Source organism: Shewanella sedimentimangrovi (assembly GCF_017354965.1).
In the GTDB taxonomy this organism is placed as follows: domain Bacteria; phylum Pseudomonadota; class Gammaproteobacteria; order Enterobacterales; family Shewanellaceae; genus Shewanella; species Shewanella cyperi.
Genome location: NZ_CP071502.1, coordinates 1,981,515 through 1,996,781, shown reverse-complemented (window position 1 = coordinate 1,996,781; position 15,267 = coordinate 1,981,515). Strand labels below are relative to the sequence as shown.

General features: G+C 56.2%; 11 protein-coding genes. 4 read left to right on the top strand and 7 right to left on the bottom strand.

Features of this window, described 5'->3' with window-relative positions; genetic code table 11:
• Positions 1-59: 59 nt before the first annotated feature.
• The 7 genes from JYB85_RS08590 to JYB85_RS08560 all read right to left on the bottom strand — a co-directional run bounded on the left by JYB85_RS08590 (position 60) and on the right by JYB85_RS08560 (position 11,056).
• Positions 60-2,630, bottom strand: a complete 2,571-nt coding sequence (locus JYB85_RS08590) for a TonB-dependent receptor plug domain-containing protein (RefSeq protein WP_207381851.1) — start codon at positions 2,628-2,630, stop codon at positions 60-62.
• Between the two features lie 662 nt (positions 2,631-3,292).
• Positions 3,293-4,297, bottom strand: coding sequence for a Holliday junction branch migration DNA helicase RuvB (gene ruvB / locus JYB85_RS08585; RefSeq protein WP_207322947.1), 1,005 nt, complete (start codon positions 4,295-4,297; stop codon positions 3,293-3,295).
• A 33-nt stretch (positions 4,298-4,330) separates the two neighbouring features.
• Entirely contained in the window at positions 4,331-4,948 is a 618-nt protein-coding gene (gene ruvA / locus JYB85_RS08580; protein ID WP_207322946.1) for a Holliday junction branch migration protein RuvA, read from the bottom strand.
• Positions 4,945-5,466, bottom strand: a complete 522-nt coding sequence (gene ruvC, locus JYB85_RS08575; RefSeq protein WP_207322945.1) for a crossover junction endodeoxyribonuclease RuvC — start codon at positions 5,464-5,466, stop codon at positions 4,945-4,947. The genes ruvA and ruvC overlap by 4 nt, the downstream gene beginning before the upstream one ends.
• A 6-nt stretch (positions 5,467-5,472) precedes the next feature.
• The gene (locus JYB85_RS08570) at positions 5,473-6,219 is read right to left on the bottom strand and encodes a YebC/PmpR family DNA-binding transcriptional regulator (RefSeq protein WP_207381850.1); all 747 of its coding nucleotides are present in this window, start codon (positions 6,217-6,219) and stop codon (positions 5,473-5,475) included.
• Between the two features lie 82 nt (positions 6,220-6,301).
• Positions 6,302-8,071, bottom strand: a complete 1,770-nt coding sequence (gene aspS / locus JYB85_RS08565; RefSeq protein ID WP_207381849.1) for an aspartate--tRNA ligase — start codon at positions 8,069-8,071, stop codon at positions 6,302-6,304.
• A 174-nt stretch (positions 8,072-8,245) separates the two neighbouring features.
• Positions 8,246-11,056: a diguanylate cyclase domain-containing protein gene (locus JYB85_RS08560; RefSeq protein WP_228730237.1), complete on the bottom strand. Its 2,811-nt coding sequence runs from the start codon at positions 11,054-11,056 to the stop codon at positions 8,246-8,248.
• Between the two features lie 148 nt (positions 11,057-11,204).
• Here JYB85_RS08560 and cmoA point away from each other — a divergent pair, with 148 nt between their 5' ends.
• From cmoA to JYB85_RS08540, 4 genes are all read left to right on the top strand, one after another.
• Entirely contained in the window at positions 11,205-11,936 is a 732-nt protein-coding gene (gene cmoA / locus JYB85_RS08555) for a carboxy-S-adenosyl-L-methionine synthase CmoA (protein WP_207322942.1), read from the top strand.
• Positions 11,933-12,928 carry a tRNA 5-methoxyuridine(34)/uridine 5-oxyacetic acid(34) synthase CmoB gene (gene cmoB / locus JYB85_RS08550; RefSeq protein WP_207381848.1) on the top strand — a complete coding sequence of 332 codons (996 nt, stop codon included), beginning with the start codon at positions 11,933-11,935 and terminating at the stop codon, positions 12,926-12,928. Before cmoA ends, cmoB begins: the two co-directional genes overlap by 4 nt.
• Before the next feature lie 16 nt (positions 12,929-12,944).
• Positions 12,945-13,676 (top strand): ATP-dependent zinc protease family protein, encoded by a 732-nt coding sequence (locus JYB85_RS08545; protein WP_228730236.1) that lies wholly within the window; start codon positions 12,945-12,947, stop codon positions 13,674-13,676.
• An 84-nt stretch (positions 13,677-13,760) separates the two neighbouring features.
• Positions 13,761-15,266 (top strand): UUP1 family membrane protein, encoded by a 1,506-nt coding sequence (locus JYB85_RS08540; protein ID WP_207381847.1) that lies wholly within the window; start codon positions 13,761-13,763, stop codon positions 15,264-15,266.
• The last annotated feature ends 1 nt before the right edge of the window (position 15,267 follow it).

Here is a 15,267-nt window from a genome sequence, read left to right as displayed (position 1 = left end):
AAGCATAAAAAAAGCGCCCGAGGGCGCTTTTTTATTGGCTGGCTGTAGCAAGTTCCAGCTTAGAACTTGTAGGTCACGCTACCGTAGATTTGACGACCGATAGTGTCGTAAACCTCTGGTACTGTGCCGCCGTCGCTGCCGTTCTCAACGTAGGAAGGCTTAACGTCGGTGAAGTTCTTCACGCCCACAGACATGCTCAGACCATCGTTCAGGTGATAGCTGGCCACTATGTTGTGGTACAGCACTGAATCCACGGCAGAACCGTCTTCCAGGTAGTCTATTTCACCGATGAAACGGTTGTAGTACATCAGATCCCAATCTTCGGCACCGGCCTTCAGACTCAGGTTGTTACGAACGCGGGCGTAACCACCGAAGTTGCCGTCGATAGTGTTGGTGTAGTCGTTGCCATCCTGCTCAAAGTTCAGCAGATAGGTCAGATCGTTGTTGATGTGCCAATCCAGACCCAGGGCTTCAAAGTTGTAGCTCAGGTTGAAGTCGATACCGCTGGTGTCCTGAGTACCCACGTTGGTCAGCGGGTTGGTGAAAGTCTCCAGGTTGCCTTCGGCAGTGATCATGAACAGTTCACAGGCGGCAGCGTCGCCGGCGTGGCAGTCGTTCAGACCTTGCTGGGCATCCAGACGGGTAATGGCGTTGCTCACCTTGAAGCGCCAGTAGTCCAGGGTCATGGACATGCCATCGATGAACTCAGGAGAGTACACCAGACCTGCGGTGTAAGACTCAGACTCTTCAGGCTGGATGTTGGCATCGGAGGTGTAGTTCACCTTGATCTGTTGATCCAGTTCTTTACCCCAGGGATCGACCAGGTAATCGAAGGACTGGGTGTTACCACCGTAAAGCTCTGACACGTTGGGGGCGCGGAAACCTGTGGCCGCCACGGTACGCAGCATCAGCTGGTCGTTGGCAACGTAGGTCAGACCCACTTTCCAGGTGGTCGCCTTGCCGAAGGTGGAGTAATCATCGAAGCGCAGGGCAAATTCGCCGGTCAGCTTGTCGCTGAAAGGCACACTGACTTCTTCGTAGATGGAGATAACGTCGTAAGCACCCTTGGTTGGGTCCTGCTGGGCAGCGGTACCCTCACCACGCACGATCACAGGATCCGGGTTGTAATAGCCGCTGTCGCGACGGTATTCGGCACCGATGGCAAAGCCCACGGCTCCGGCATCGAGATCGAACAGTTCACCGCTCAGTACACCGGAGACAATGTTTTGCTCGTTGCCACCGGTGGTTTCTTCCAGGTAGCTGATTTCGTTAATAATGTCCTGGGTCAGCGGTGCGCCACTGAAGAAGGCATCCTGGTTGGCATACACGGCATTGGCGGTATGCAGGGCATTGATGGAGTTTTCAACCCAGGTGTCGGCCTTGTTCTTGCCATAGGTGTAGGACAGATCCCAGGTCATGCCGGTGCCGGCATCCAGGCTGCCCTGCAGAGCAACTGAGGCACGCAGCGTATCAGTATCCTGGTTGTAGACACGTGGACCCACATCATTGGTACGACGACGGTATTCAACACGGCCTGTGTCGTCCGCTACGATACCGCCATCAAGCATGGCCTGATCCAGGGTCACACAACGGATAGCGTCAGCTTTTGGCTCACCACAAACATCCAGCATTACGGAAGCCGGTTGAGGGGCCATTTGTTGATCTGACTTACGCTTGGTGTACAGCACGTCGCCGTTCAGCACCAAGTCATCGGACAGTTCCTGCACCATGTTGGCAAACAGGCTGTAACGCTTGCTTGGAGTCTGATACCAACTGTCCTGGGTATAGTCATAACCCTGCTGCAATGGACCCCAAACACCATTGTCCACGACTTTTACTTGCTTTTTGGGCTTGCCTTCATCATCCAGTATTACATCGCCATCTGCGTCAAACTTGTTACCCAGAAGACCACCCTGGGGAACGTAAGAACTGCCACCGGCTTCGGTCCAGCTGCGGTCGGCCTGGATAACACCACGGCGCTCGGAGTAGGCAGCACCGAAGGTGTAGTTGCCACCGTTTTCGGTGTTGAAACCGTACAGGGCGCTCAGTTCACCTGTTTCGCCGTCACCCTTGTCGGTGCCGCTGCCGTTCAGATCGAACTGGAAGCCGTCGAAGTCTTTCTTGGTGATGATGTTGACCACACCGGCGATGGCGTCAGAGCCGTATACGGCTGAGGCGCCGTCTTTGAGGATTTCAACGCGGGCGATCATGGCTACCGGGATGGAGTTCAGATCCACGGCGCTGTCGGCACCTGAGCCTGAGTTCACCATACGGCGACCATTCAGCAGTACCAGAGTGCGCTGGGCACCCATACCGCGCAGATCCACCTGGGCCACACCGTCAGAGCCGTTGTTGGTGGTAGAACCCACGGCAGCACCGGCCATGGAAGTCTGGGTTTGCAGCATTTGATCGACAGAAGTGTAACCTTCGGCGCGGATGGACTCGGCGCTGATCACTGTAACTGGAGAGGCGGTCTCCATATCCTGACGTTGGATACGTGAACCGGTTACAGCGATACGTTCAACTTTAGCGCCGGCCGCTTCTTCGGCCATGGCAGCTGTGGCACCCACAGACAAAGAAGCCATAACCGCAAGCTTTACAGATTGGGCGATTCTGTTTTTTGTAAACATTTACATTCTCCCTGGAATATTTAATGCGCCTTATATGAATAGAGCTTTTTGGCGCGTTCCAGATACTGAATTTTCAACTCCTAATCGTCAATCTCCCAATTTTTAACACATAGGGAATTAATGTGTTATTTGTGTTTCTTATATGTTTCGCATTTATTTGTTTTATTCTGCTGCCAGCATATTTAGCTGGAATATTTCAATTTTTCAGCATTTTTAAAGCCATCTTTTTCGGGGGATGCCCTGCCGCGACCCTATCCGCATTTAACACTGTAAAGCGGCTTTTTGTGATCTTGATCACACTTAAATTGTGCTCTACGTCATAAATCTGCCATTGATTCGGGTCCGGATCGCGGGCAGAAGTACATACATGACGGGATCCGTTAAAATTTGTAACGCGTCCCCGGGCCGAAACCTGCGTCGATACGACCATGTCCGAGCGCATAAACATTCAATCACCCTGCCAGCCCATGCGCTGATAAATCGCCCAGGAATATACTTAATATTAACAATTGCATTATTAATGAGCAGCCAGAACGACGACACTGACATATAAAGATAGGCTGGAAAGAACTTTGTTAATTTGATTAAATAACAAGCGTTATTTAAATATTGATTAATAAAAAAGGAGGCCTAAGCCTCCTTTTTTATTGATAAGGATTTAATCAGTCGGGTTTAATAATATCGAAATGACCATAGGCCCTGGCCGTCGCTATCCGTCCCCTGGGGGTACGCTGAATAAAACCCTGCTGGATAAGGAAGGGCTCGAGCACATCTTCTATGGTTTCGCGCTCTTCACCTATGGCTGCCGCCAGGTTGTCCAGGCCCACGGGCCCGCCCATAAACTTGTCAATGATGGCCAGTAGCAGCTTTCTGTCCATGTAATCGAAGCCTTCGGCATCCACATCCAGCAGATCCAACGCCTGCTGGGCCACGGTCGCGGTTATCACCCCGTCATGGCGCACTTCGGCATAATCGCGCACCCGGCGCAGCAAACGGTTGGCGATACGCGGCGTGCCGCGGGAGCGGCGGGCGATCTCATGGGCGCCCTCCTCGTCCATGGGCACTTCCATCACCTTGGCCGAGCGTGCCACTATCGAGCTGAGATCTTTGACGTTATAGAACTCCAGTCGCAGCGGGATCCCGAATCTGGCCCTCAGCGGCGAGGTCAGTGAGCCGGCACGGGTGGTGGCACCCACCAGGGTGAAAGGCGGCAGATCCAGCTTGATGGAGCGGGCCGCAGGCCCCTCGCCTATCATGATATCCAACTGATAGTCTTCCATGGCCGGATAAAGGATTTCTTCCACCACGGGGCTGAGCCTGTGTATTTCATCGATGAACAGCACATCACCGGGCTCAAGATTGGTCAGCAGCGCCGCCAGATCGCCGGCCTTTTCCAGCACGGGCCCGGAGGTGGACTTGATGTTCACCCCCATCTCGTTGGCCACTATCATGGCCAGGGTAGTTTTACCCAGACCCGGTGGGCCGTAGATCAGCATATGGTCGAGGGCTTCGCCGCGATTCTTCGCCGCCTGGATAAAGACCTTGAGCTGGGCCCGGGTCTCGTCCTGGCCGGTATACTCGTCCAGCAGCTTGGGGCGCATCGCCCTGTCTATGACTTCGTCCTGGCCCTGAAGCTGGGGTTGGATCAGTCTGTCAGCCTCTATCATCCAATTTCCTCATTGCATGCCTTACAGCAAGCATCACAGCATAGATTTGAGCGCGGCTTTAATCAGCGTCTCTGAGTCCATACCCTCACGGTAAGCCGCCGATACGGCCTTGCTTGCCTGGGGTGGTTTGTAGCCCAAAGCCAACAAGGCGGCAATGGCATCTTCTTCGGCGCTGCTTTCTTCCACCGCCGGGGTGAAGTTGGACTGCAGCACAAATTCCCGCTCCGAGCCCATGGAGGCTTCCATCAGGCTCTTGAGCTTGTCACGCATTTCAACCAGCAAGCGCTCGGCGGTCTTTTTGCCGACGCCGGGCAGTTTCACCAGGGTGGCAATATCGTCGCGCTCGACACAACCGACAAACTCCTGGGCCGTCATGCCGGATAATATGGTCAGTGCCAGCTTGGGACCGACGCCGTTGGCCTTGATCAGCAGGCGGAACAGGGAGCGTTCCTGCTTGGTGATAAAACCATACAACAGCTGGGCATCTTCACGCACCACAAAATGGGTGTAGATCAGCGCCTCTTCGCCGATAGCCGGCAGTTCGTAAAAACTGGTCAGTGGCATTTGCAGCTCGTAACCCACACCGTGGACGTCCAGCAATACCTCGGGGGCCTGCTTCTCAACCAATATGCCTTTCAATCTTCCAATCATCTGTATCTTCCGTAACTTCTGCTGCGGGCCTGACCGCCAAGGGCCACCAGGCTCTGGCAGGTATGATAGTGACACATGGCCACCCCCAGCGCATCGGCCGCATCGGCCTGGGGCGCGGCGGGCAGTTTCAGCAGCTGCTGGATCATGTGCTGCACCTGGGCCTTCTGGGCCCTGCCCGTGCCGACCACGGCACTTTTAATCTGGGTCGCGCTGTACTCGGATACAGGCAAACCAGCCACTGTCGCTGCCACTATGGCGGCACCGCGGGCCTGGCCCAGCTTCAGGGCCGAATCGGCATTCTTGGCCAGGAACACCCGCTCTATGGCAAATTCCGTCGGTTGGTATTGGCGAATGATCTCAGTCAACCCATCGAAAATCTGCTTGAGCCTCAGGGGCAAGTCCTCGGACTGGGTGCGGATGCAACCACTGCCGAGGTACTGCTGGTGTCGCCCCTGGCACTGGATAATGCCGTAACCCGTGATCCTGGAGCCCGGGTCAACCCCGAGAATTATGGCCATGGTGAGTTATTCCAGACCTTCCATCACGTCGTCAGGAATGTCGGCGTTGTGATACACCTCCTGCACGTCGTCATGATCTTCCAGGGTGTCAATCAAACGCAAAAACTTGGGTGCTGTGTCGGCATCCAGGGTCGCTTGGGTGGAAGGCACCATGGTCACTTCGGCGTTGACGGCAACAAAACCGGCGCCATCGAGGGCATCCTTAACGGCACCGAATTCCGCCGGGGCGGTGTACACGTCCACAGAGCCGTCTTCGTGGCTGATAACATCCTCGGCGCCGCCTTCCAGCGCGGCATCCATAAGGGCATCTTCATCGACACCGGGCTCATAGCTGATGACGCCCCGTTTGGTGAACAGGTAAGCCACTGAGCCGTCTGTGCCCAGGTTGCCACCGGACTTGTTGAAGGCATTGCGCACCCCGGTCACAGTGCGATTGCGGTTATCCGTCATGCATTCCACCATCACGGCGGTGCCACCCGGGCCGTAGCCTTCGTAGATGATGGTTTCCAGGTTGTCGCCGTCGAGCTCGCCCGAGCCGCGTTTGACCGCGCGCTCGACCGTGTCGCGGGTCATGTTGCCGGACAGGGCCTTGTCGATGGCGGCACGCAGGCGCGGGTTGGAGTCGGGATCCGGACCGCCCTCACGGGCTGAAACCACCAACTCACGAATGAGCTTGGTAAAGAGTTTGCCACGCTTGGCATCCTGGGCCGCCTTGCGATGTTTGATGTTGGCCCACTTACTGTGACCTGCCATAGTTTGACTCCTTACTACCGGCCATGCCGATAAAAAACATACCGAGGCTTAAGCCCCGGTATTTTATTGCAATTTGCTTGGTTTATGCCTTGGGCTTTTCAGCCACCGAGACACCCAGTTCCGCCAGCTGCTGCGGGTTGGCAAACCCGGGCGCATTGGTCAGCGGACAGGCCGCCGTGGTGGTTTTGGGGAAGGCCATCACGTCACGGATGGAGCTGGCGCCTGTCATTAGCATCACCAGACGGTCAAGGCCAAAGGCCAGACCGGCGTGTGGTGGGGTGCCGAAGCGCAACGCTTCCAGCAGGAAGCCGAACTTCTCTTTGGCTTCCTCATCTTCGATGCCCAGGATGCGGAATACAGTGGACTGCATTTCCTGGTTGTGGATACGCACGGAACCGCCACCCAGTTCGCAACCGTTGAGCACCATGTCGTAGGCATCGGACACGGCCTTGCCCGGATTGGCTTCCAGCTCGGCCGCACTCACGCCACTTGGCGCGGTGAAGGGATGGTGTACCGCATGGAAACGACCATCGGCCTTTTCGAACATGGGGAAATCCACCACCCACAGCGGACGCCACTCGCCCTCAAGCAGATTGAAGTCTTCACCGGCCTTGAGACGCAGTGCGCCGATGGACTCGGCCACTACGTTGGCCTTGTCGGCACCGAAGAAGATGATGTCGCCGTCGGTGGCGCCGGTGCGGCTGATGATTTCATTGATGATGGCTTCATTGAGGAACTTGGCCACCGGTGACTGAATGCCGTCAAGACCGGCACTCAGTTCGTTTATCTTCATCCAGGCCAGGCCCTTGGCACCGTAGATGCCGACGAACTTGGTGTAGTCGTCTATCTGTTTGCGAGACAGGGCGGCACCACCGGGGATACGCAGGGCGGCCACCCGGCCTTCCTCGTCGTTGGCGGGGGTGCTGAACACGGCGAAATCCACGGCTTTCAGCAGGTCGGCCACATCCACCAGTTCCAGCGGGTTACGCAGATCCGGCTTGTCGGAGCCGAAGCGGCGCATGGCTTCGTCCCAGGTCATCCTGGGGAACACGCCCAGATCCACGTTCAGCAGTTCCAGGAACAGACCACGGACCATTTCCTCTGTCTTGGCCATCACCTGATCCGAGGTCATGAAGGAGGTTTCGATATCTATCTGGGTAAATTCGGGCTGACGGTCGGCGCGCAAATCTTCGTCGCGGAAGCATTTGACGATTTGATAATAGCGATCAAAGCCTGACATCATCAGCAGCTGTTTGAACAGCTGGGGAGACTGGGGCAACGCGAAGAACTGGCCCTTGTAGGTACGACTGGGCACCAGATAGTCACGGGCGCCTTCAGGGGTGGCCTTGGTCAGGATTGGGGTTTCAATGTCGAGGAAACCGTTGCTGTCCATGAAGCGTCGTACGGCACTGGTGACCTTGGCGCGGAAAATCAGGCGCTGGGCCATCTCGGGACGGCGCAGGTCGAGGTAACGGTACTTGAGGCGCTGCTCTTCGCTGTTGTGCTGGTGATTGTCCAGGCTCAGTGGCAGCGGATCGGCGGCGTTGATTATGGTCAGCTGCTTGCCCAATACCTCGATTTCACCGGTCTTCATCTGGCTGTTGACCTGGCTGTCGGGACGGGCACGGACTATGCCTTTGACCTGAACACAGAACTCGGCGCGCAGTGTGCTGGCAACGTCGAACACTTCGGGCAGGTCCGGATCATAGACCACCTGGATCAGACCTTCGCGGTCACGCAGATCCAGAAATACTACGCCACCCAAATCCCGGCTGCGGTTGACCCAACCGACCAGAGTGACTTCTTGCCCGACGTGAGACTTGTTGACGTCTCCACAATAATGACTGCGCATCTCGATTTTTCCTTTATTCCTGCACCGCTGCGATGGAAAATCCAACTCAAAATAAGGCGGCATTATAGAGAAATAATGCCGCTAACCAAAGCACTTCACACTTGGTCGGTGAAGTATCCAGCAAAGTATTTGTAATAACCAGCGTCGGCCCGTCAACTGGATAAATTTACACCACTAGCCAACCCGGTAGCCGTTGCCGCCACTGCGTTTGGCGTGGTACATCAGCTTGTCCGCTTTCTGCATCAGACTGATGGCATTGTCACCGTCCTCGGGATACAGGGCCAGCCCCAGGCTGACCGATATCTGCACCTGTCGATTTCCCAAGGTTATGGGTTTGGCGAGTCTGGCCACCAGATTCTCTGCCACCTCACAGACGCTGTCCAAATCCGTGATTCGATTGAGCAAAATCACAAACTCGTCGCCGCCAAAGCGGGCAACTGTATCTGACTTGCGGATGGTCTCGCTCAGAATTTGTGCCACCTTCACCAACAACTTGTCGCCTTCGGCGTGCCCAAAGCTGTCGTTGACGTCCTTGAAGCCATCGAGGTCGAGAAACATCAGCGCAAAACGCTGCTGCTCGCGACCATGTTGCAACAGGGCCTGATTCAGCCTGTCATCCAGCAGGGAGCGATTGGGCAACTTGGTCAGATTGTCGTGGCTCGCCAGGTGGGCAATGCGGGCCTCGGCCTTTTGCCTGGCCTCCACTTCACGATTGAGACGGCGATTGACTATCACCACGGCGACGGTAATCAGCAGCAGCACGGCCCCTGCCACCAGGAAAATCTGCAGCCAGCGCTGGTAGCGGGCGGCTCCCGTGTCTATGGTCAGCGGCACCCAGCGATCGTGGATCCTTTGTTGGGTGGCCTTATCCAGGGTGGCAAGGGACGCATTGAGCAGGGGCACCAGGGGCTCAAAGCCTAGGGCAACCCCAACATGACTCTTCTGCTCCGCCAAATCCGCCAACAACGACATTTTAAGCTGGGAGTATTCACTGCTTCTGAGGGCCGAAGCCAGGGTCACCACCTTGTCGATAAACACATCGGCCTTGCCGGCCTGCACCGCATCCAGACCGGCTCGGGTATCGGGCACCAATACCAGGCGGATCCCGGGCTGCTCGGCGGTCAGCCTGGCCACCAGCTGGTAGCCTTCAACCACAGCCAGACGCTGTCCCGCCAGTTGGTCAAGGTTGAATACTGACACCTGCTGCACCGGACTCACCAGGGCCCAGGGCGATGGCCAGTAGGGATCGGTATAGAGCAAACTCCCTTCCCGCTCCGGCATTTTGGCCACGCTGCCGGCCATATCCACCTCACCGCGGCGCAGGGCATCGAACAGGGAATGCCATTCTTTGAACATCACGGGTTTTATCTTAATCCCCAGCTGGGCTTCAAAACGCTTGGCGATGTCGCTGTTTATCCCTGCAAACTGGCCCTTCTCATCCTGGAATTCCATCGGCGGCCAATCGGCCAGATAGCCCATTCTGAGTTCCGGCAGTTTGGCCAGCATGTCCCTGTCATCGCTGCTGAGGGGTAACTGCTGTTTTTCAACACCGAAGACGTGATCCTGGCTGTTGAGCATCCATTTGTGCTCCACCGCGGATTTTTCCTGCCAGCCCAGACTCTGGAATCCTCTGGCGATTCTTTGGGTCAGGCCCGGATCTTCCTTGCGGGTCAGCACATAGATTTCGGTGTTGAACTCCATGTCGGGGTACTGGTAAAACTCGGACCAGCGCTTGCTCTGCAGCAGACTGTGCTGGGTCCAGGCGGCGGCCGCGACGAATCCGGCAATATCCCCCTTGCGGGCCCCTTCCACCATGGCGGCCATGGAGTCATAGAAGCGCAACGAGGTATTGGGCAGGCGTTGTTTGAGTTCGACAAGATAAGGCGCCGTGGGCACCACGCCGATACGCTGGCCGGCCAGTTGCTGCTCGGACCCCAGCTCTTTCTGATACATGAACAGCCGACTCTTGACGGTATAAAGGTGGGCGGCACGCTCCAACCCGGTGCGCATCTCATCGCTCTCGGGATAACCTATATGGGCATCTGCCACGCCACGGCGCACATCTTCCAGGCTGCGATTCATGTCACCGGGGATAAAGTTGATCCCAATGCCGGTCTTTTGCGACCACAGCCGCCACATGTCCACATATAAGCCATGGGGCTGACCATCCAGACCTATGTCGACAAAGGGTTCCACGCCCACCTGCATGGCGATGGCAAGGCCCGCCTGATGCCGTTGAAAACCGAGCCAACGCCGTTCATTAATGCGGATAAAATCCGGATTCATGGCGGCGATGCCATCTTCTATCAGCTTCTTTAACTGTGGCTTTTGCTGGTTAATCGCCGGATGGATCTTGGTCTGCTTAATCAACAAACGGTTGGCGACCGGGAACAGGGTCATTAACTGCTCTTGCTGTTGCTGATCGCGCAAATAGCCGTCCATGCCCGCAAACACGGCCAATTCACCGGCCAGCGCGGCACCGAGCAAGTCTTCCCGGCTGGGGAAATAGCGGAATTGCAATCCGGGCACCTGGGCCTTGAGTTCAGGCTCGTGGGACGAACCGCTGACTATGCCAATCTGAAACGGCAATAACTGATTGAGTTGCTTGCGGGCGGTCAATTCCTGATGCAGGTAAAGGTAGGTGTTCACCTCGGAAACCGGCGTGATAAAGTCAAACAGGGCTTGCCGCTGCGGGGTTTGCGCCATGCCGATATGGATATCGGCCTTGCCCTTGGCGAGTTGGTCGAGGGAGTCCTGCCAATGTCTGGCCACAAACACCAGCGGCTGACCTGTTATCCGGCCCCACTCACGCCAGAAATCCACCAGCAATCCCGCGGGTTGCCCTTCGTCATCGAGGAATTGAAATGGAAAACTGTCTTCCCCCATCACCATGATCAGCGGCTGACGCTCCGGCTGTGCCGGCGCCGCCAGGGTGGAAAAACTGCAGGCCAATAAAACCAGAAATGCGCTTAAAAATGCCTTCAAGATCCGCCCCAAGGTCAAAAAACTGTAAATCTGATGTTATCCAAGCCCATATTAGACAAAAAAAAACCTGCAATTACCAGCACAAGACTTGCTGCTCGGAAAAGCCATTCGTTAAAATAACAGGCCGTATTGCCAGTGAAACATTTCAATGAACAGCTCTTTGGACAACCTCTTTGCCCAGCCCGGTGAACATCAGGGCAACTTTCAGTTTGACAGCCGGGTCGCCGGTGTGTTCAGCGACATGATTCGTCGCTCTGTTCCAGGCTACGGGCAAATCATCAACACCATAGGCGACTTTGCCCGCCGCTTTGCCACGCCGGGCAGCCAGATTTACGATCTGGGTTGTTCATTGGGCGCCGCCACCCTGAGCATCAGACGCCAAATCGAAGGCCGCGGCTGCCGCATCATAGCCATTGACAACAGCGAACCCATGCTCAGCCGCTGCCGGGAACATCTGGATGCCTATGTCAGCGATACCCAAGTGGATCTGCAGCTGTGCGACATTCGTCAGGTAAAGATAGAAAACGCCTCCATGGTGGTGCTCAACTTCACCCTGCAATTTTTGCCCCCCGAAGACAGGGATACCCTGATGCGGACCATCTGGCAGGGCCTCAATCCCGGCGGTGTGTTGGTGTTGTCGGAAAAGCTGCGTTTTGAAGATCAGGCCATTCAGTCATTGCTCGATGAACAGCATCTGGATTTCAAGCGGGCCAACGGCTACAGCGAACTAGAGATCAGCCAGAAACGCAGTGCCATCGAAAATGTGCTGGTACCCGACACCCTGGCCGTTCACAGGCAACGCCTGGCCAACGCCGGTTTCTCACAGGTGGAACCCTGGTTCCAGTGTTTTAATTTCGTATCCATGGTAGCCATCAAGTGATCAGCTTCAGTTCCTTTTATCGTCAAATCGCCGATTCCAATTTACAGCATTGGCTGGAATCCCTGCCGGCCATTCTCGGCGAATGGCAGCGTCAACATAAACACGGCAACCTGCCCAAATGGGAAAAGGTGCTCAACAAGCTGCATTACCCGGCGCCCGATACCCTAGATCTCAAAGACAGTGTCACCATAGGCACGGGTCAGCAGCTCAGTGCCGGTGAGCAGGAAAAGTTGGAGAACCTGCTGCGGATCCTGTCTCCCTGGCGTAAGGGGCCGTTTTTTGTCCACGGCATTCATATCGACACCGAATGGCGCAGCGACTGGAAGTGGGACAGGGTCAGCCCCCATATCAGCCCACTGACCAACCGGACCGTGCTGGATGTGGGCTGCGGCAGCGGCTACCACATGTGGCGTATGTTGGGCGCAGGCGCCAAACGCGTGGTGGGTATAGATCCATCGTCTCTGTTTTTGTGCCAGTTCGAGGCCATCAAGCGTTTGGTCGACCCCGAGTTGCCCATCCACCTGCTGCCGCTGGGCATTGAAGAACTCCCCCCCCTGGATGCCTTTGATACGGTATTTTCCATGGGCGTGCTGTATCACAGGCGCTCCCCCATAGATCACCTGTTGCAACTTGCGGCACAACTCCGTGCCGGCGGTGAGCTGGTGCTGGAAACTTTGGTGGTGGAAGGTGATGAAAACACGGTACTTGTCCCCAGAGACAGATATGGCAAGATGAACAACGTCTGGTTCCTGCCTTCAGTCGCCGCCCTCAGCCTGTGGCTGGAAAAGTGCGGCTTTGGTGAAGTACGCTGCGTTAATCTGGATGTGACCTCCCTGGCGGAGCAGCGCAGCACCAGCTGGATGCAGAACGAGTCCCTGGTGGATTACCTGGATCCCAAGGACATCAACAGAACAGTCGAAGGATATCCCGCGCCCTTAAGGGCCACTTTTATCGCAGTCAAGGATCCCCTCAAGGAGCCCGGGCGCGAATAAACCAAAGGACAGCGAGATGCGTCAATCAATAGTTTTCATTATGCTCGCGGGCCTCACGGCCTGCGCCGGCACCCCAAAGGAGCAGCCCCAGGGGCCGATACCTACAGATAAGCAGCAACTGATAGATAATCAGCAACTGAGCGAACAACTGGCCCAGACCCAAAGCAGTATTATCAACGCCATCAGTGCCGAACAGGCCCAGGCTCGCCACAGCCTCAGCGCCATTCACAAACAACTGGATAAACTGCAGGAAAGCCTGAAGCAGGAACCCCAGCCACTTCCTGAGGTGGTTCCGTCGCCCGAGACCTGTGAAGCTTCGCCCCTGAGCGATAAATTTGTGCTGGGTGAAGTGGAGATGGTGCGGGTTGATGAACTCAAAACCCGTTTCCCCACCCGCATCGACACGGGCGCCGAGTCCTCATCCCTGGATGCGCGCAATATTTTGGTGTTCGAGCGCGATGGCCGCAAATGGGTGCGCTTCGATGTCTTCCTCCAGGGTGAAGACAAGCCGCCTTCGAGCTTTGAGGCCAAGGTCGCCCGCTTTGTACGCATCAAGCTGGATGCCGAAGGCAATGACGAACGGCGGCCGGTGATCCATGCCCATCTCAAGATTGGCAAATACAGTGCCGAAACCGATCTCAATCTGACCGATCGCAGCCATCTGGAATATCCTCTGTTGCTTGGCCGTCAGTTTATGAAAGACATTGCCGTCGTTGACGTCAGCCAGAGTTTCATTCACGGTAAATAATTCACGGTTTATAAGCTTGTCACGACCGATTACTCCGGGTGTCGGTCGAACGGGGCTCAGCTCCCATGCACACAAGGATCCGCCATGCACTCACGTAAGCCTTTTTATATCCTGGTCGCCGTACTGATGCTGGTAGGCTTGGCCAGCAGCATCTATCGGGGGCTGGAACACAGGGTGCCTTTTCTGCCCGGCGAGCAGGTACAAACCTGGGCCGTCGATGCCAAAGTCAGCTTTAACGCCAAGGGCGGACCAACCGAAGTGTCGCTGGCACTGCCCAAGGATCCCGCCTTTGAAATACTGGTGGAAAATACCACCTCGCCGGGTTACGGCCTGTCGCTGACCGAGCAGGATGGCGAGCGCCGAGCCCTTTGGTCCAAACGTCATGCGGTCGGACGTCAGGATCTCTACTATAAGGTGGTGCTGCTGCCCACGGGCCATCACCAGGCACTGGAAGCCGACGCACCGCCGCCACCGGCGCCCTGGCAATGGCCGGCGACGGAAATGGGTGCTGCCGAGCAAATCATTGCAGAAGCCTGGAGTCAAAGCGGCAGCGATCTGGGTTTTGCCAGACAGCTGCTCAAATCCATCAGCGCCGCCAATCCGAGTCAGAATATGGCGCTGCTGCTCGGCAATCACACCGCCCCCCAGGCGTTTATGGCCCTGCTGCACAGCAGAGGGGTGCCGGCACGGGAGGTTGATGGTCTGAGATTGGAAGATCAGCGCCGGAACCAAAGTCTGATTGCCATGGTTGAGGTGTATGCCGGCGGAAAATGGCACCTGTTTGATCCCGCCAACGGCAAGGAAGGTCGAAATGCCAGACTGCTGCTGTGGGCCCGCCAGGGCGAGTCTGTGCTGGATGTCATTGGCGGCAGCAATTCCCAGGTCAGTTTTTCCATGTTGGAAGATACCCGCCCCGCGCTCGCCACCTCTATGGAAATGCTCAGCAACGAATCAGGCATGGACTTCTCTCTCTACCAGCTGCCGCTGGAGGAGCAAAGCCTGTTCAAGGGGATACTCCTTATCCCCATAGGGGTGCTGGTGGTGGTATTTTTGCGGGTCATTGTGGGGATAAAAACCTCGGGCACCTTTATGCCTGTGCTGATTGCCCTAGCCTTTATCCAGACAACGCTCCTCACCGGCCTGATTGGCTTTTTATTGATAGTCTCCTTCGGTCTGATGATCCGCTCCTACCTGTCGCACCTGAATCTATTGCTGATCTCGCGAATTTCGGCGGTGATCATAGTGGTCATCGCCATCATAGGGGTGTTCACCCTGCTGGCCTACAAATTCGGCCTCAGCGAGGGGCTGACCATCACCTTCTTCCCGATGATCATTCTGGCCTGGACCATAGAACGTATGTCTATTCTGTGGGAAGAGGAAGGACCAAAGGAAGTTCTGCTGCAAGGTGGCGGCAGCCTGGCGGTAGCAACCCTGGCCTACCTCGCCATGAGCGCGGCCTGGGTCCAGCATTGGGTGTTTAACTTCCTGGGAATTCACCTGGTGATCCTGGCCTTGGTGATGCTCATGGGCCAGTACACGGGCTACCGCCTGTTGGAATTGAAGCGCTTCAAGCCGCTCGCGGGAGAATAAG